This is a genomic window from Luteitalea sp., assembly GCA_009377605.1.
Classification (GTDB): domain Bacteria; phylum Acidobacteriota; class Vicinamibacteria; order Vicinamibacterales; family Vicinamibacteraceae; genus WHTT01.
This window is the reverse complement of the sequence record WHTT01000034.1, coordinates 46,849-64,949: the sequence shown is the minus strand read 5'-3', so window position 1 is coordinate 64,949 and position 18,101 is coordinate 46,849. Positions and strand designations below refer to the sequence as shown.

Genomic DNA, 18,101 nt, shown 5'->3' with positions numbered 1-18,101 from the left:
AGGTGGACCATGACCTGAGTCCTCCGAGTTACCTCCCTTGACCCCTTGACCCCTTGACCCCTTGATCCCTTAATCCCTTGACCCCTTGATCCCTTAATCCCTTGACCCCTTGCACCTTTAACCTGCCCGACACTCACCTGAGAACGCCTCGTTACGCACTCACGCTACCCTGGGAACCGAGTTCTTGCGAGCCGCGGCTTTCAGCCGCGCCTCACGACGCTCATTCGAGAGCCCCGACACTTGACTCAGATGCGTCACGTGTCGGGTTCTCGAGGGTGACAGGGACGTGATGGTCAGACAGCGACATTTCAACGAGGTGACGAGGTTGGCCGCCGCCGCCGGCGGACCCTAACAGCTTGCGTGCATATGACGCGCTTACGGCCCACAGTGACCGTTATCGTGTGTGCCTACAACGAGGAGCAATACCTCGGCGCGTGCCTTCAGTCCCTTCAGGGCCAGACTTTCCCCCCGGATCAAATCATCGTCGTGAACAACGCGAGCAGCGACGGCACGCGGCAGGTGGCGGCCGCAGCGGTCGGCGTGCAACTGATCGACGAGCCGAGACGAGGCCTGGTGGTTGCCCGCGAGACGGCGCGCCGCGTCGCTACAGGTGACCTCCTGTTGTGGCTGGACGCCGACTGTCGTGCACCGTATGAGTGGGTGGAGCGGGTGGTGCAGCGGTTCGAGGGAGATCCGCGGGTCGTGGCGGTGAGCGGCCCGTGTCGATTCTACGACTGGCACCCGTGTGGGTGCGCGCTGCTGCGGGCGTATGACTACACCGTCGCACCGCTGACGCACGTCCTGGTGCATCACGTGCTCCGTCGTGGCGCGATCCTCTACGGCGGCAACTTCGGCGTGCGCCGCGAGACGCTCGCGGCGATTGGCGGCTTCGATACCTCGATCGAGTTTCACGGCGAGGACACGAACTTGGCGCGGCGCCTCCGGCCACACGGTCGCCTCGTGCTGGCGCGTCACTGCTACCTGTGGACGTCGGCACGGCGTTACCGGGCGATGGGGATGTTGCACGTCTTCCGCGTCTACGTCCGGAACTACTGGTCGGAGATTGTTCACGCACGGGTGAAAGACACCACGCACGTGGACGTGAGGAACTGAACCATGCCCGGCTATGATCCATTTCTCCTGTGTGACTTCCACATCCATACGCGCTGGAGCGATGGGCAGCTCACGCTCCGCGAGGTGTGCGACCTCTACGGTCGCACGGGTCATTTCGACGTCATCGCGATTACGGACCACATCCTCATGGAGCGCGACCTGCTCGCGCGCGCGGGCCGTTTGCTGACGCTCGGCCGGCGGCACTTTTCCTTGACGGCTGAGCGCTTCCCTGACTACCTCGCGGAGATCGAGGCCGAAGCGGCGCGTGCCTTCGAGCGGTATGGGCTCCTGGTCCTGCCCGGCGCAGAGATCACGCAGAACCACCTGCGCAGCAAGAAGAACTCGCACATCATCGCCCTCGGCGTCCGGGAGTACATCAGCGCCGATCAGTCCGCCGACGCGATTCTGCGAGAGATTCGGCGGCAGGAGGCGGTGAGCATCGCGTGTCACCCGCACCACCGCACTCGGATGCGGCTGGAGATCTCGACCTGCTATCTGTGGGAGCACCGGCAGGAGCTGGCGGCGTTGGTCGATGTCTGGGAAGCGGCCAATCGGGACGATCTCTTCTCGGTGACCAGCCTGAAGCATTACCCGTACATTGCGAACAGCGACTTCCACAAGCCGCGGCATCTCTACTCCTGGAAGACGCTCTTGAAGGCGCGTAAGGACTGGCGGTCAATTAGGGACGCCCTGCGATCGAACGTTGACGTCGGCCTGATGCTTTACCGGGGCGCAGCCTGGAATGCGGCGGCCGCGCCTGAAAGTCTCGACACCGAGCCCCTCACGGTGCAGGCAGCTTCGTGAAGATGAGGGACGGGGTGACAGGGTGACAAAGGTGACAAGGTGACACGAGGTAGGGGCGCCACGACGGGTCGGTGGCACTGAATGCTCCTATCGCGTCGCGCCGTCGCCGAAAGGAGGAGCAGTGAAGCTCGACGCGCACGTGCACACGTACTTCTCTGGCCACACGTCGCTGTATCCGCTGAGCCTGATCATGAAGGAGTCGTACAACACCCCCGAGGGGGTCTATCGACGTGCCAAGGCGCGAGGCATGGACTTGGTGGCCATCACCGACCACGACACCATCGATGGCGCACTCACCATCGCGGATAGACCGGACGTGATCGTCGGCTGTGAGGTGACCGCGATCTTCCCCGATGATCAGGTGAAGGTGCACCTCAACGTGCTCGATATCAGCGAGGCCCAGTTTGCGGAGATCGACCGGTTGCGGCGCGACATCGGCCAACTGATGCCGTACCTCAGACATCAGCGTATCTTCACCAGCCTCAATCACGTCGCCTCACGCGTCAATGGCCAGATCACGGCTGCACACGTGGCCCGACTGATGCCGTGGATCGACGCCCTCGAGATCCGTAACGGCTCGCGCCTCGCGGCGCAGAACATGACGGCGACGGCGCTGGCTGGGGCCTGCCGAAAGGTCGGTGTGGCTGGCAGCGACTCCCACACCCAGCGCGGGGTTGGCCGGACCTACGTCGTCTCCGATCGCGCGACGACACGTGAAGCGTTCATGCAAGAGCTCCGCGCTGGGCGGATCCGCGTGGAAGGGGCGCACGGCCACTACTTCACGATGGCGTCGGATATCGTTCGTTTGGCCACCGGGTTCTACCAGGAGCAGATTGCCCGGTTCATCGAACAGCCGCTTCAGTGGCGCCGGCACGCGATGCTGCTCGGCGCGGTCGTGGGCCTGCCGCTCGTCACCATCCCGCTCGCGCTGGCCTATGCGCACTTCGTGCTGGAGGAACGGTTCAATCAGGCGCTGCTCGTCGATCTGGTGGCGCGGCCGGCGGGACGTTTGCTGGAAGCAGCGTGACATGCGAGTTGCCATCTTCACGGACAACGACTTCGAGAAGGTCAATGGCGTGACGACCACGCTCAAGGCAGTGCTGCGGTGGGCGCCGGCGGACATGCACCTGCGTGTCTATACCGCGTCCCAGATCGGCGTGGCGCAACCCGACTACCTGGCGCTGCGCTCGCTCGGTGTCGGCGTGCCGTTCTACCGCGGCATGCAGATGTACCTTCCGCGGCTGCTCTCGTTCCTCTCGCACGCACGGCGCGATGACATCGCCCTCGTGCACATGACGACCCCGGGGCCGGTTGGCTTGGCGGCGATGTACGTCGCTGGGCGCCTGCAGCTGCCGATGGTGGGCAGCTTTCATACACAGCTCGCCGAGTACGCGGAGATGCTCAGCGGGTCGCGTCGCTTGGGACAGTTGATGCGCGAGTACTTGAGATGGCCGTATGGCAAATGCGAGCGCATTCTGGTGCCTTCCGAGGCCACACGCCGCCTCCTCGTGTCCGGGAAGCTCCGGTCTGAGAAGTTGCGTGTGTGGCCGCGCGGTGTCGACACTGATCGGTTCTCTCCTGCGGCGCGGTCGGACGCCTTGCGGTCTGCCTGGCGAGTGTCACCGACCATTCCGGCCGTGCTCTACGTGGGGCGCATCTCGCACGAGAAGGGCCTTGCGGCGGTGCCGGCGTTCGAGCGGGCGCTCAGCCGCCGGGGTTGTCTTGCGCGGTTCGTGTTCGTGGGCGACGGGCCGATGCGGCGAGCGCTGCAGCGCGCCTGTCCGAATGCGCTCTTTACGGGCGAGCTGCCGCATGCGGACGTCGCACGCGCCATGGCCTCGGCGGATGTCTTCCTGTTTCCCAGCCGCACGGACACCGCGGGCAACGTCGTGCTCGAGGCGCAGGCATCGGGATTACCCGTGATCGTCTCCGACCGCGGCGGTCCACGGGAGAACATGCGGCCCGGGGAGACCGGCTTCATGTGCCACGGCGACGATCCAGAGGTGATGGGCGAGAGGTTGTGCCGGCTCGTGGCAGACGAGGCGCTTCGCCGCCGAATGGGTGACGCGGCGAGGCAGTACGCGCTCGGGCGGACGTGGGCGCGCGCGCTCGCGCCGCTGTTCGACACGTACCGCGAGATTTCAGCGCGCTCGCTGCCGCATGCCTTGCCAGTCACGGCGATCTGAATGGTCAATCGTAGCGCAGGCCTTTAGGCCTGCCTGTGAGATTTCACGCCCGTCCATTGGCAGGCCTAAAGGCCTGCGCTACTACGAGGACCAACGATGGCACGACCATGGACCGGATTGAAGTCATGAGCACGAAGGTCGACGAGCGGGTGAGTGAGGTGCTGCATGGCTTGGTGCGGCATCCAGTTCACCGTATCGTACGGCGCTGGAACTGGAAGTCTGCCGTGCTGAGCGCCGGGTTCAGATCCACGATTTTCTTCTCGGCGAATCTTTCGGCTGGGCTCGATGCGGCACTTGCGGCGATGACGACCGAGTTGGTGTTTCGCGGCATCACGGCGGGCTTCTACGGCGCGCTCACGCAGGCCTTCCGTCATGCGCAGCCGGCCTGGCTCGCCTCGGTCACCGTCATTGTGCTGTTGCCGCTGTGCACCCACTCGCTCGAGCTCACCGTGCATTGGCTGCGCGGAACGGTGCGCCTCGCGGAGAGCATCTTCGCGTCGGCTGTGCTCACAGGCATATCGACGCTGTTCAATCTCTTCGCGATGCGGCGCGGCGCGCTCATCGTCGGCGAAGGGCGCGGGTCGCTCGTCGACGACCTGTGCCGCATGCCACTTCTTGTCGTCAGCTTCGTCCTCACAATCGGCCGCGGCTGCATTGCGGCCGCTAGGCGTCTCTCGGTTCTTGGTCCCTAGTTCTTGGTTCTTGGTGCGCCACGGCGTACCGAAGCATCGAAGCGTACCAGCCGCACCAAGGACTAAGGACCAAGGACCAAGGACTAAGGACTGGGACCATGAAGACACTGCACCTGACCAACGCATGGCACCCGTCCTCCGGTGGCATTCGCACCTTCTACCTCGCGATGTTGAGGGCAGCGAACGTCGCCGGGAGGGCCATGCGGCTCGTCGTGCCGGCGGAGCAGGGTGGCCTCGAAGACGTCGGGGCGTGGGGACGCATCTACTACATCAAGGCGCCACGCGCACCCATCGTCGACCGCCGTTACCGGTTGTTGTTGCCGCACCGCTACCTGTGGCCCTGGGCGGCCATCCAGGAGATCTTGCGTGCCGAGCAGCCGGACCTGGTCGAAGTGTGTGACAAGTACGCGCTCTGCTACTTGGCTGGCGTCCTCCGGCGGCTCGGCGTTGCTGGCATCGCCCGGCCCACACTGGTTGGCCTGAGCTGCGAGCGGTTCGACGACAACGTGGGGGCGCTCGGCTGGTCGTCGAGCGCCGCGCGGACGCTGGCACGCTGGTACATGGGGTACGTATACACGCCTCAGTTCGACTACCATCTCGCAAACTCCGACTATACGGCGGAGGAGATCCGAGGTGCGCTGGTGCCACGCCACACACGCGACGTCCATGTCGTGCCCATGGGCGTCGACGCCGATCGCTTCGGTCCAGAGCACCGATCGGCCGCCGTACGTGAGGCCTGGTCGGCTCGACTGGGGGACGACCGAGACGCGATCTACGTCCTGTACGCGGGCCGCTTGGCCCCGGAGAAGCACCTGCCTCTCCTCATTGCGATGCTCGAGAAATTGCCGGACAACGACGACCGGCGCGTGCGGGTGGTGATCGCCGGAGACGGTCCCGACGGAGATCCCTTGCGCGCGGCGGCGCAAGCTCGTGTGCCGGGGCGCGTGCTGTTTTGGGGGCATGTGGCCGATCGACGACTCCTTGCCGCGTTCTACGCGAGTGCGGATGCATTCGTACATCCGAACCCACACGAGCCCTTTGGGATTGGGCCACTCGAGGCCATGGCGTCCGGCGTGCCGGTGGTCGTCCCGAGTGCTGGAGGCGTGCTGAGTTATGCGAGCGGTGAGAACGCCTGGCTTGCCACGCCAACGGGTCCTGGCTTCGCCTCGGTCATCGAGGAGATGCTGCGAAAACCCGTCGAGCGGGCCGCGAGGGTCGAGGCCGCGCGCCTGACGGCGCAGCGCTACGGTTGGCCACGCGTCACCGCTCGCATCTTCGCCCTCTACAGCGAGCTCCATCGCCGCCGGCTCACCGTCGATCGCGCGCGTTGGGCCGTACCCCTCCTTGCCCCCAGGTGAAGCGGTCGCAGCACGTGGTCTGGGACCTGCTTAGGGCCTGTCAGGGAATAGGTGTGCCGTTCTGGGTGTCGAGGCGCCCGTCTGGCAAGGCGCGAGGAGTGCGCATACCGGGAGTATGTAAGCGACGAGCAACGCTGGCAGACGGGATTGCATCGGCAGCCAGAATGGTGCACTTATTCCCTGACAGGCCCTTAGGCTGAGGCAGACTGAAACACCCCCGTGCGTTGGCGCGTAAGCATTTGCATGGCGGCGCATATGTTCCCTGTCGAGGCCGATGCGCCGTTCCTCGAACGGTTGGCGTATCTGCGCACATCCCGAGCAGTGGGCCGCGCGGTTGGCTGTCTCCTCGTGGCACTGCTGATCGCATCGAGGGGCGCGATCGCGCAGACGGCAGCGCCGCCGCAGACGCAGCCGACCGAGGATCCGCCGCTTCGCGTGCGCATGCCGGACGTCACCGTGACGGCTCAGAAGGAGCCGGAAGACAAGCAGAGGCTGCCGGTGAGCGTCACGGTGGTGCCGGGTGAGACGATTCGGGATGCAAATATCAGTCTCGTCAGCGACGCTGCGCTCTACGCTCCCAACACGTTCTTCACCGAGCTCACGGCGCGGAAGTTGAGCAACCCACGCTTCCGTGGGATCGGCTCGAGCCCGAGCAATCCGGGGATCACGACCTACGTCGACGGCGTGCCGCAGCTCAACGCGAGCTCCTCGAGCCTCGAGCTGCTCGACGTCGATCAGATCGAGCTCGTTCGTGGACCACAGAGCGCGCTCTTCGGACGTAACACTCTCGGTGGCCTAGTGAACATCACGACCAGCCGGCCATCCCGCACTGGCTGGGTGGGCGCCTGTCGGTTCCCGTCGGGAACCACGGATTTTGGACCGTACGCGGAAGCACATCGGGTCCGGTGGTGGCGGACCGGCTGAGCGCGGGCGTCTCCTTTGCGCAAGTCTCACGCGAGGGGTTGACCGTCAACGATGTGACCGGCAGCGATCTCGATCATCGCTCGGCGTTCTCTGGCAAGGGGCAGTTACTGTGGACGCCGACCGACACGTGGGAAGCCCGCGTCATTGTGACCGGAGAACGCGCCCGGGACGGCGACTACGCGCTGAACGACCTCGCGGCAGCGCGACAGCAGCCGTTCCACGCCTCGCGGGATTTCGAGGGCCGGACCGATCGCGACATCTTCGCCACGACCGTACAAGCACGCCGCACTGGCAGCCGGATTGTCGTCTCGACGACGACTGGTGTGGTGCGGTGGACGACCGAGGACGCGACCGATCTCGACTACTCGTCTCGTCCGCTCGTCACGCGCGACAACAGGGAGCGAGACCTTCAGCTCACGCAGGAAGTGCGGTTCGCGTCGGCGGAGCAGAGGCCCGTGGCGTTGTCGGATCGCGCCCTGTTGAAGTGGCAGGCCGGCATCTTTCTCTTCACGCAGGACTACGACCAGGATGCCGTGAACGCCTTCGCGCCGTTTCTTCTGTCGCCTTCGGTCGGTCTCGCGGTGCGCCAGATTTCGCCGCGCGCCCAGCTCGAGGATCGCGGTCTCGGCGTCTTCGGCCAAGGCACGTTGACGGTGAACCGCCGGCTCGACGTGACCGCCGGTGCTCGGTTTGATTACGAGAAGAAGCGTGCGGCGCTCGAGACGTTCTCCGAGCCGCCCATCGTTTTGCCCGCATCGGTTGCCGCCGACAAGGGCTTCTCGAACGTCTCGCCCCAGGTCTCGGTTACGTACCGGCTACGGCCCGATCAGATGCTCTATGGGACCGTCGGGCGTGGATTCAAGGCGGGTGGCTTCAACCCGGCGTCGCCCGCCGGGTCTGAAGCCTACGACGAAGAGCAGGCGTGGCACGTCGAGGCCGGCGTGAAGACGACCTGGGCGAATGGCCGGCTAACCGCCAACGCCGCTGCGTTCTTCATCGACTGGAACAACCTACAGCTGAACGTGCCGGATCCGCTGGTGCCCGCGCAGTTCTATATCGCGAACGTCGGCGGCGCCGCGAGCCGTGGCGTGGAGCTGGAGCTCAGCGCGAGGCCGGCGCCGGGTGTCGACCTCTTCACCTCGATTGGATACACGCACGCGCGGTTCGCGGCCGGCAGTCGATCGGCAGGCGTAGACGTCGGGGGCAATGAGCTGCCGAACACGCCGGACTACACGGCCAGCGCGGGTCTCCAGTATTCGGGTCGGTTGAGCCCCGGGGTGACCTTCTACGGGCGGGCCGAGGTTGTGCTCTACGGATCCTTCCACTACGACGATACCAACGCTCAGAGCCAGGAGTCCTATTCGCTCGCCAACTTCCACGCCGGCGTGAGAGGCAAGTATCTGTTGGCCGAAGCCTGGGTGCGGAACGCATTCGATACGCGCTACATCCCGGTCGCGTTCCAGTACGAGAGCTTCGCTCCATCGGGGTTTGTCGGCGAGATGGGCGCTCCACGCGCGCTCGGCCTCAGCGCCGGCGTTCGCTTTTGACCAGCCAAGGGGGCTCTGCCCCTTGAAATCCCCGGCCACTTACGTGGATGCACCCGGGGGCAGTGGAGTACTGTGACGACATCGGCAACCGAGATGGCTGAAGGCGGCGCTGCGAGCGACGCCGATCAGCGCAGCTGGATCGGGTGGACCAACGTGGTCGTGGCGGCTGTCATCATGCTGGCCACGCTTCCAGGCCGGACGCAGGGGCTGGGCTTGATCACGGAGCCCATGCTGCGCGACCTACAGCTCGACCGCGTGCTGTACGCGAATATCAATCTCTGGGCGACGCTCATCGGAGCGGCGGTCTGTTTGCCGATTGGCCGGCTGCTCGACCGCTTTGGCCTGCGCGCCACGACGTTCGTGTTGACCGCGCTGTTGGCCGTCGTCGTGTGGAGCATGAGCCGAATCAGTGGCGGCGTGGTCCTCTTGTTCGTGCTCGTGCTCGCCACGCGCGCACTGGGACAAAGCGCCCTCTCGGTCGCCAGCATCACGACCGTCGGCAAGTCCTTCGACCGCCAGGTCGGCGTGGCGATGGGCGTGTACGCCGTGCTGTTGAGCGTGCTCTTTGCCGCCGCCTTCATTGCGGTCGGAGGCGTGGTTCGGGTGAGTGGATGGCGTACCGCCTGGGCCCAAGTCGCGTTTGCCCTGGCAGTGATCGTTGCACCCATCGTGCTCGTATTTCTCCGCGAGCCAGTCGGGCCGCCGGTGCCGGCGCCAGACTCTGCCGGGAGTGTCGGTGACGGGCTCTCACTTGCCGCGGCGTTGCGCACGCCGGCGTTCTGGGTCTTCGGCGGTGGAACGTCGCTGTTCGGATTGGTCTCGTCAGGCCTTGGACTGTTCAACGAGGCCGTGCTCGCCGAGCGTGGCTTCGATCAGCAGACCTACGTCACGTTCCTCGCCGGCACGTCGATCATTGCCCTCGTCGGTCAGCTCGGGTGCGGATGGCTCACGCTCCGCTGGTCGATGCAGCGATTGCTCGGTCTGTCCATGTTCATCTACGGGGCCGCGCTCGCGGTGCTGCCGGTGCTGAGCACACGACCACAGCTCTGGATCTTTGCTGCGCTGATGGGCCTGTCTGGAGGCATGATCACCGTGATCTTCTTCGCGGTCTGGCGGCGAGCGTTCGGGCACGCACATCTGGGGCGCATTCAGGGTGCTGCGCAGATGCTCACCGTGCTGGCCTCCGCGATCGGGCCCGTCATTTTTGCGCAGTGCGCGGCGCTGACCGGATCGTACACGCCGGCGCTCTGGACCCTGGCGCTCTGTGTGCTCGCGCTGAGCGCGGCGGCGCTGCGCGTCTCGCTGCCCCGTGTCGGTCTGGCGCCAGCGGCGTCCACGTGACAAAAGCGCACCGGTGGCAAGGGCACGTTGCCAGCCATCCACGCTCATTTCAGCTCATCAATTGACGGTATCGCGAACGAACGCTTTACCGAGTGCGTTACAGAGAATTTACACCCGCTTGGTGGCGTCTCGCGGGATGATAGGCGCTCTTTGTGCCCTCTCGGGAGGCCCTGCAATGAACCCCACACCCCGCGGTCACCGTGTCGAGCTTCGCATGCAACACATCGCCGGCAGCGTGAGGCGACTGGTCGTGGACACGGCGGGCGGCGGCTGGCGCGTCCTCGAAGAGCAGGATGATCATGTCGTTCGGGAGAGGGTGTGCTCCGATTGGCACAGAGTGGAGCGCGCCCGATGGCTCTTCGAGCTGGACACACGGACTGACCACGGCTGGCGGCGCGCGTAAGCGCCAGCTACGTGGCACTACGTGATGCTCGTTCCTCTTTCCCCTATGCTGTGGTCGAGCAGCGCTTGCTGGGCGTTGAGCGGTGTCGTATCCGCTTCGGGGGTGGCACGCAGGTAGCGGCCGTCTGGCAGCAGCACCTTGGCGCGATCGGTATCCGCCAGATACGCCTCGAGCACCGTCTCGCGCAGGTGGCGCCGGACCTCGGAGTCTTTCACCGGGCAGAGCACCTCGACACGCCGATCCAGGTTCCGCTCCATCAGATCCGCGCTGCCGATGTAAATCTCCGGCTGCCCGCCGTTTTCGAAATAGTAGATGCGCGAGTGCTCGAGGAAGCGGCCCACGATCGACCGCACACGAATGGTCTCACTGATGCCGGTCACGCCGGGCCTGAGGCAGCAAACGCCGCGTGCGATGAGATCAATCGGCACGCCGCACTGTGATGCGTGGTAGAGCACGCGAATCATGGCGGGGTCGGTGACGGCGTTGTTCTTGAAGATGAGCCGCGCAGGGCGACCGGCCTGGGCATGCTCGCACTCGCGGTCGATGAGCGCCTTCAGCTGCCCGCGTAGCGACACGGGCGCCACCAGCAGCTCCCGAAAGCTCTTTCGATTCGAGTAGCCGGTCAGGTAGTTGAAGACTTCGCTGATGTCGTCGACGATGGTCTCGTCGGCGGTGAACATGCCAAGGTCGGTATAGATTTGCGACGTGTCGCGATTGTAGTTCCCCGTGCCGATGTGAGCGTAGCGGGTGATGCCCTCCGGCTCCTTGCGGATGACCAGGCACAACTTACAGTGCGTCTTCAAGTTCAGGAGTCCGTAGACGACGTGCACACCGGCGGCCTCCAGGCGAGTCGCCCAGGCAATGTTGTTCGCCTCGTCGAAGCGTGCCTTGAGCTCCACCAACACCGCAACTTGCTTGCCTTGCTCTGCCGCCTCGATCAGCATGTCGACGAGCGGCGAGTTCGCGCCGATGCGATAGAGCGTCATCTTGATGGCGACCACTTGCGGATCCGTCACCGCCACCTTGAGGAATGACTCGACCGAGGCGAACGAGTCGAACGGATGGTGCAGGAGCTGGTCCTCGTAGTGGAGCTCGTCGAAGAGGTCGCTATCCGGATTCGGCCAGAGCACGCGTGGTGAGAACGGTGGATCCTTGAACTGCGGCAGGTGCAGCCGGGTGAGCTCCATCCAATCGCGGAACCCCAGCCTGTCGATTGTCCGTAACACCGCCTCCTCATCGACCTCGAAGTTCTCGATGAGGATGCGGAGCACGCGCCGCGGCATGTCGTTGTCGACTTGAAGGAGCGAGAGCGCGCCGTAACGCAACTGCTTCAGGCTCCGATCGACGGACTCCAGCAGGTCGTCCGCTTCATCTTCCTGGATCACCATGTCGGTGTCCCGAATGATGCGAAAGAGGTGCGCTTCCTGCACTTCCGTGCCAGGAAACAGCTCCTGCACGTTCGCGCGGATGACATCCTCGAGGAACGCGAACGTCGTGCCTGGTCTGGGCGCAAGGCCATCTGGAATCTGCACGAACTGCGGCAGCACGTCCGGCACTTTCACACGGGCGAACTTCGTGCGTCCGTTGTGCTTGACCACCACGGCCAGGTTCTTGCTGAGATTCGAGATATACGGGAACGGGTGGCCCGGATCGAAGGCCAGCGGCGTCAGCACCGGGAAGATCTCACGCTTGAACGATGCAGCCAAGAAGGCCTCGATCTCCGGCGTGTAGTCCTTCGGCTCCAAGAAGTGAACGCCGACACCAGCCAGCAACGGGCGCAAGGTCTCGCGCCAGCAGGCCGTCATCTCGGCGAACATCTGACCTGCCCGCAGCCGTACCGCCTGGAGCTGATGCTCCGTGTGCAGACCGTCCGGTGACACGTCTTCGATGCCTGCTCGGTATTTCTTCAAGAGCGTGGCGACGCGCACCATGAAGAACTCGTCCAGGTTGTTCGCCGCAATGGCCAGGAACTTCACGCGTTCGAGCAACGGCTGTGCCGCGTCGCGCGCCTGATCGAGCACACGCTCGTTGAACTCGAGCCAGCTCAACTCTCGGTTGATGTACAGAGCTGGGTCGCTGAGATTGTGTGGATCGACGTGACTCCAGTCCGGAGCCGGCAGATGTGCGGGCGCCTCGCCGCGGCGCCGGCTGCGCGCACGCGTTGCGATGCGCGGCTGCACGAGGGCCAGAGCCTGTCCGGGTGCCGCAGCTTGCTCCGGGCGCTGAGATGTTGGCCCAGCAACGGGATCGATCGGAGGCATACCTGATTCGACGATTCTACCTCCTCACGATATCACAGGGATCAAGGGATCAAGGGATCAAGGGATCAAGGGATCAGTCGATTGGCGAACGTTCGGGGGCTACCGGCGTGCTGCCTGCCGATACACGACGTGGGCCCTCAAACGATCGCAAATCCGCTGGCCCTAGATCCCTAGATCCCTTGATCCCTTGATCCCTTGATCCCCGTTACTCGACGAATCGGTACCCGAGGCCGACCACCGTCTCGATCTGGTTCCCGGCGGGACCGAGCTTCGCGCGCAGGCGGCCGATGTGGACGTCGACTGAGCGTGTCTCGATGAACTGGTCGTACCCCCAGACAATCTCGAGGAGCCGATCGCGTGACAGCACGCGGTTCCTGTTTTCAACGAGACACCGGAGCAGCTCGAACTCGCGGCGCGTGAGGCGGATGGATTGACCCTCGACTTGGACCGCGACAGCCTCGAAGTCGGCCACGAGATGCTTGCCACGATACAGGCTGAGCGGCGGAGCTGCGTTCGGCTGCCGGCGCCGCAGCACGGCACGCACGCGCGCCGCCAGCTCGCGCAGACTGAAGGGCTTGACGATGTAATCGTCGGCGCCGAGATCCAGGCCGGCGATACGATCCGGTTCGCCGGCGCGTGCGGTGAGCATGATGATGGGCACGTGCGAGGTCGTTGGGCGCGCGCGCAACAATCGGCACACCTCGAACCCATCGACGCCAGGGAGGTTGAGATCCAGCAGAATCAGGTCGGGGACGCGCTGTGCGACCAGCTGCAGCGCTGCGTCACCGCTCGTGACCGTGTCGACGCTCATGTGCTTCTCGCGCTCGAGCGCATGCCTGATCAAATCAGCGAGATCTTGCTCGTCCTCGACGACGAGAATCCGCGTCCGGCTATCGGTCAGGCGATCCGGTTCCGGCTGGCTAGTTCGAGGCATCGTGGCATGGATCACGGCGACGCTCCCAGGCAGGGGTGGAGAAGACGACAAGTGAAAGGGTATCGAGGGCTCGTTACCTGCCCGTGACAGCCCGGTTAAATCTCGGTTAATTGGCTGTCACAAGGTCAGGGATCAGGCAGGGATCTAGGGATCTAGGGATCTAGGGATCTAGGGGTGGCAGTCGTGGACTCGGTGACGAGCTGTTCGACGGCGCGCCAGTAGTGGTCGGCGTGGCGAGGCACGGCGTCGTTGTGATCGCCCCCGTCAATCGCGACGAAGCGCTTGCGCGGCGATCCGAGGCGTTCGAACAGGTCGCGTCCGACCCGGAACGGCACGACCGAGTCTGCGGTACCGTGGAGCGCGAGAATGGGGCAGGTGACGCCTTGGAGCCATCGTGCTGTGGGAAAGCGATAACTCGAGAACCACGCCAGCGACCACATGATCGGGTTTCGATTGAACAGGGCATGGACGTCGGCGAAGCCGGATTCAAGCACCAAGCCGTCTGGCGGCGTCGCGCGTGCGGCACGCGCCGCCATCGTGGCACCCAGCGAGCGTCCCCAGTAGATGACGGGCAGATCGCCATCCCGCCGGTGTTCCGTGAAATAGCGGATCGTCGCCTCGACGTCGGTGTAAAGACCTTGCTCGGAGGGCTCTCCCGTGCTGAGACCGTAACCGCGGTAGTCGGCCGCGAGGACACTGAACCCGCGTCGCGCCAGGTCAACCAGGATGTTGCACCAGATGGAGAGATTGCCGCCGTTGCCGTGAAAGTAGACAACCTGCGCGCGCGGCTCCGGATGCGGAAGCCACCAGGCGCGCAGCCGCTCACCGTCCCGCGTCACGATGGTGACCGCCTCGTGCTCCCATTGGTGCTGCGCTGGCGTCACGTCTTCGCCGCGGAAGGGGAAGAAAGCCATGCGCGGCTGTACCAGCAGAACCAGCAGCTTCAGCGTTGCGAGCGCCGCGACCACAATCGCCGCGTACAGCCAAAGGGCACGCATCGAGTGCATTATCTGGCATGCGTGTAGTACAGTGTTGATAATGCCGCCGGCGCCTACCTACTGCGCGCGCGCTCAGACGCCTGCCTCCGGACGTGGACTGAGCCAGTCTGCCACCCCCTAGACCCGCCACCCGCGTGCCGCCAGCAGTGCGTCGACCCGCGCGCGGACTTGATCGCGAATGGCCCGCACCTCGTCGAGCGGCTTGCCTTTCGGATCCGGTAGATCCCAGTCCTCCACCTCGAGACCCGGCACGACCGGGCAGCGTTCGCCACACCCCATCGTGATGAGCAGCCGCGCCCCGCGTACGATCTCCTCCGTGAGCAACTGTGGCCGGGCATCGTCGAGATCAATGCCAGCCTCGCGCATCGCCTCCACGACGACCGGATGGACCCGCGCGGCAGGCTCCGTGCCGGCGGCCGCCGCCCGCGCGAGAGACGGATCAGCCTGCGCGTTGAAGAAGGCCGCGGCCATCTGCGACCTCCCAGCACTATGGACACAGGCGAAGATCACGAGAGCCATGAGTCGTGAGCTGTGAGTTTTGAGTTCCATTCGACTCGCCTAACGGCCCGCCTGCGGCGAGCGAAGCGAGTCGAAGGGTGACCGCCGAGTCCCGTGACACATCGTCTCCGACGAATATATACTGCGAGCTTGCCACATCGCAATCGAGGAGGAATCCATGGAGCCCCCTGAAACAGGCGCCAGCCCAAGCGGTGAAGCGGGTGTACCACTGGAGCGCGTAGCGGAGCTGCTGACGGCGGTTGCAGAGCCAACGCGACTGCGCATCCTCGCGTTGCTGAAAGACGGTGAGGTATGTGTCTGCCACATTCACGAGTCGCTGAAGATCCCTCAGCCGAAAGCCTCGCGCCACTTGGCGTACCTGAGGCGCACGCGGCTCGTGTCCACCCGCCGCGAGGGGCTCTGGGTGCACTATCGAGTGGCCGAGGATCTTCCGCCCTCACTGCGCCAGGTGCTGGACGCGGTCCTGGCGTCGCTCACCTCAGTAGGCGAGGTCGCACGCGATGCTGTTCGGCTCGAGGCCCGCACCGGCCGCGCACGTGTCGCGCGCCTGGCCGCACGCCTGCGACGACCCGAAATGGGACTGACGTAGGAGTGAGTTTGTGAGTAGTAGTCAGTCAGGTGATGCTTGGCCTTGTCGGCGGATCATGCGCCGTGCTGGTGTGCTCGTTCTGACAGGCGTTACCCTCTTATTGCTCACCAACGCGGTCTTCGCACAGGCTGCGGGGCCACCGGACCGGGAGCGTCTCACGCCTCGTCAACTCGAAACGCCGCGGTTCGACCCGCTCTCGCCCGTGCACTCCGGCAGCCGCACCCTGGAGAACGTTTGGTCGGATCTGAAAGGCCCCAGCGGCGGCGACTTCCTGCGGCGGCTGCTGCCGACCGAGGCCGGCGTCCTCTGGATTGCGCTCATCGTGGCGCTCACGGTTGCTTTCGATTTCGCACGCCCATTCAGCGCACGGAACGTCGAGCTGCTGGCGCTGCTGGTTACTGGATTCCTCCTGTTCGACGTGATGCGCTTCTTCGACCTCTTGCGCGACCCGACGTACTTTCGCGTGATGGATTGGGTGTTTACCGGCATCGTTGCCGTGGGGCTCTTCCTGCTCGCTCGCGCGCTCTGGCGGATGCGCCGGCCACACGTCGCGCCCTGGCAGCCGAACCTGCCGGCTCGCGCGCTCGTCGTCCTCACCGGCCTGCTGCTCGCGTCCAACCTGCTGATCGGTCTGCTACGGCCACCCGACGACGCAGGGTTCTATACGAACCTCGGCGCTCAGCGTCTACGGGAGCGAGGCATGTTTCCGTACGGCGATCCGCTGCTGAGCGGCACGCCGGGCTCGACCTACAGTCCCGTCTTCTACTTGGCGCACCTCCCGTTCCAGATCATGCTGGATCCGCGGCCGGTCAATCCGCACGCGCCTGATCGGCCCGACCTCGCCGCCCAGCCCTACTACCTGCCCCCCGTGCTGGCGACGAAGCTCACCACCGTGTCGTTCCATCTGATTGGCGTCACGGCTTTGATCCTCGCCGCGCGAAGCCTCGCCGGGAGCCAGGTGGCCTGGGGACTCGCGGCCTTGTACTGCGGCAGCGCGTATGTGCTGGGCGTCGGTGGTGAGCGTGAGATGATCGGCGGCATCACCTTCATCTCGCACATCGCCGCGCCATCGGTGGTGTTGCTGGCGTTTGCGGCGCTGAGCCGGCCGATCGTCGCGGGAGCGCTCCTTGCCACCGGCGTGGCCACACTGTTCTACCCGGTGTTCTTCATCCCCGCGTGGCTTGGGTATTACTGGAAGAATCGTGCCGCCACGGTCAGATTCGTTGGAGGCCTCGCCCTCGCGAGCCTCGTGATCGGCGTGCCGGTGCTGCTGCGGTCGCACCCGGCAGACGGACGAGGCGTGATCGGCACGATCCTGCACGACACGCAGGGACACCAGCAGGATCCAGCGGCCTACGGCTCGAGTCCTTTCGGGTTCTGGGGCCTACGCGGCGGCGTGCGCGAGCTGCTCCGCGAGCCGCTCGTTCCCGGACAGTTCAATACGAGCCCGATGTTCCTGATCTTCGTGGTCTTTGTCTGCGGCGCCTTCTTTCTCGCGCGCGGCCGCACACCCGTCCAGCTCGCGCTGCTCACCGGTGCGCTCGCAATCGGCGCGCAGATGTGGAAGATCCACGGCACAGGCGTCTACGTGAACTGGTACTACCCGTTTCTGCTATTGGGCTTCTTCGCCCGTGATGGGGCGCCCTCGAACAAGGACGATGCCGACCCGCGCGCGGCGGTGTGGAGGGAGCATTAGCTGCAGAGTCACCGATCGTCGGTCTGCGTCGAGCCCTGCGCCATAGCTTGGCGCAGCCAGTCGCGAACTGATCTCAGTGCGGCACTCTGGCCAGCCGACTTGCTCCGTTCCAGGAATTCAGTGAGGGCGTTACCGGTCAACGGGGGAAACGTGCGGCTAGCGAGTGCTTCAACGTACCCCTGTGCTGTGAGGTGGTAGATGCACATCCGCCGCTCGTCGTATCGCCACACCTCCGGAACGCCGAGGCTCGCGTAGAAGTCCAACTTGTTTATTGAGGCGTGCGAGACGTCCACCTCGACGATCACGTCCGGCGGAGGATCTGTCTCGAGGTCGATCATCGTCTTGCCAATGATGCTGGTGGCGTGTTGCACATAGAAGCAGGTGTCAGGCTCGGCGCCCTGGGCGAAACGCTCGACCTTGAAGGTAGTGGAGCCGCGGCTTTCGAGATCGACCCCCATCTCCTGGGCGACGAGGCGTCCGATGCCGACAAGCAACTCCTTGTACATCTCATGACTGGACGAGGGCGCCATGATCTCCAACCTTCCACGATCATAGGTAATCCTCGCCGTGTACCCCTCGCCGAGGGTGGACAGCAGTTGCTCGTACTCTGACCACGGGACGTTCGTCACAATCAGGGTACCGCCCGGCGGTACATGCCCAATTGCGTCAACGTAAGAGGCAGTCTGCGGCATCGTCATGCACACCCTGCAAAATGCAAGATAACCATCATGATACT

General features: G+C 64.8%; 16 protein-coding genes and 1 pseudogene. 12 read left to right on the top strand and 5 right to left on the bottom strand.

All coding sequences use genetic code 11. The features are described 5' to 3' along the window. Nucleotides 1-366 precede the first annotated feature (366 nt). The 10 genes and pseudogenes from GEV06_13415 to GEV06_13370 all read left to right on the top strand — a co-directional run bounded on the left by GEV06_13415 (nucleotide 367) and on the right by GEV06_13370 (nucleotide 10,368). The gene (locus tag GEV06_13415) at nucleotides 367-1,113 is read left to right on the top strand and encodes a glycosyltransferase (GenBank protein MPZ18894.1); all 747 of its coding nucleotides are present in this window, start codon (nucleotides 367-369) and stop codon (nucleotides 1,111-1,113) included. Nucleotides 1,114-1,116: 3 nt separating this feature from the next. Next, nucleotides 1,117-1,845, top strand: a pseudogene (locus tag GEV06_13410) (phosphotransferase). 193 nt (nucleotides 1,846-2,038) lie between these two features. Continuing rightward, the gene (locus GEV06_13405; GenBank protein MPZ18893.1) at nucleotides 2,039-2,944 is read left to right on the top strand and encodes a PHP domain-containing protein; all 906 of its coding nucleotides are present in this window, start codon (nucleotides 2,039-2,041) and stop codon (nucleotides 2,942-2,944) included. Then, entirely contained in the window at nucleotides 2,853-4,103 is a 1,251-nt protein-coding gene (locus GEV06_13400) for a glycosyltransferase (protein ID MPZ18892.1), read from the top strand. Before GEV06_13405 ends, GEV06_13400 begins: the two co-directional genes overlap by 92 nt. A 107-nt stretch (nucleotides 4,104-4,210) precedes the next feature. Then, on the top strand, nucleotides 4,211-4,795 hold the full coding sequence (locus GEV06_13395) for a hypothetical protein (protein ID MPZ18891.1): 585 nt from the start codon (nucleotides 4,211-4,213) through the stop codon (nucleotides 4,793-4,795). A 98-nt stretch (nucleotides 4,796-4,893) separates the two neighbouring features. Beyond that, nucleotides 4,894-6,153, top strand: a complete 1,260-nt coding sequence (locus GEV06_13390) for a glycosyltransferase (GenBank protein ID MPZ18890.1) — start codon at nucleotides 4,894-4,896, stop codon at nucleotides 6,151-6,153. A gap of 243 nt (nucleotides 6,154-6,396) precedes the next feature. After that, nucleotides 6,397-7,077, top strand: coding sequence for a TonB-dependent receptor plug domain-containing protein (locus tag GEV06_13385; protein MPZ18889.1), 681 nt, complete (start codon nucleotides 6,397-6,399; stop codon nucleotides 7,075-7,077). Further along, nucleotides 6,975-8,624, top strand: coding sequence for a TonB-dependent receptor (locus tag GEV06_13380; GenBank protein ID MPZ18888.1), 1,650 nt, complete (start codon nucleotides 6,975-6,977; stop codon nucleotides 8,622-8,624). The genes GEV06_13385 and GEV06_13380 overlap by 103 nt, the downstream gene beginning before the upstream one ends. A gap of 93 nt (nucleotides 8,625-8,717) precedes the next feature. Beyond that, entirely contained in the window at nucleotides 8,718-9,965 is a 1,248-nt protein-coding gene (locus GEV06_13375) for an MFS transporter (protein ID MPZ18887.1), read from the top strand. A 175-nt stretch (nucleotides 9,966-10,140) separates the two neighbouring features. Continuing rightward, complete coding sequence (locus tag GEV06_13370; GenBank protein ID MPZ18886.1) at nucleotides 10,141-10,368, top strand: hypothetical protein; 228 nt, start codon at nucleotides 10,141-10,143, stop codon at nucleotides 10,366-10,368. A 17-nt stretch (nucleotides 10,369-10,385) separates the two neighbouring features. Here GEV06_13370 and ppk1 read toward each other — a convergent pair whose 3' ends face one another. From ppk1 to GEV06_13350, 4 genes are all read right to left on the bottom strand, one after another. After that, a complete protein-coding gene (gene ppk1, locus GEV06_13365; GenBank protein ID MPZ18885.1) occupies nucleotides 10,386-12,629 on the bottom strand; it encodes a polyphosphate kinase 1 in 2,244 nt (747 codons plus the stop codon). Between the two features lie 205 nt (nucleotides 12,630-12,834). Further along, nucleotides 12,835-13,563 carry a response regulator gene (locus GEV06_13360; protein MPZ18884.1) on the bottom strand — a complete coding sequence of 243 codons (729 nt, stop codon included), beginning with the start codon at nucleotides 13,561-13,563 and terminating at the stop codon, nucleotides 12,835-12,837. Between the two features lie 152 nt (nucleotides 13,564-13,715). Next, on the bottom strand, nucleotides 13,716-14,570 hold the full coding sequence (locus GEV06_13355; protein MPZ18883.1) for an alpha/beta fold hydrolase: 855 nt from the start codon (nucleotides 14,568-14,570) through the stop codon (nucleotides 13,716-13,718). A 108-nt stretch (nucleotides 14,571-14,678) separates the two neighbouring features. Next, a complete protein-coding gene (locus GEV06_13350) occupies nucleotides 14,679-15,080 on the bottom strand; it encodes an arsenate reductase ArsC (protein MPZ18882.1) in 402 nt (133 codons plus the stop codon). 157 nt (nucleotides 15,081-15,237) lie between these two features. Here GEV06_13350 and GEV06_13345 point away from each other — a divergent pair, with 157 nt between their 5' ends. Then, entirely contained in the window at nucleotides 15,238-15,669 is a 432-nt protein-coding gene (locus tag GEV06_13345; protein ID MPZ18881.1) for a metalloregulator ArsR/SmtB family transcription factor, read from the top strand. Nucleotides 15,670-15,724: 55 nt separating this feature from the next. Further along, entirely contained in the window at nucleotides 15,725-17,365 is a 1,641-nt protein-coding gene (locus tag GEV06_13340; protein MPZ18880.1) for a hypothetical protein, read from the top strand. Between the two features lie 8 nt (nucleotides 17,366-17,373). Here GEV06_13340 and GEV06_13335 read toward each other — a convergent pair whose 3' ends face one another. Next, nucleotides 17,374-18,063, bottom strand: a complete 690-nt coding sequence (locus GEV06_13335; GenBank protein ID MPZ18879.1) for a Uma2 family endonuclease — start codon at nucleotides 18,061-18,063, stop codon at nucleotides 17,374-17,376. Nucleotides 18,064-18,101: the final 38 nt, after the last annotated feature.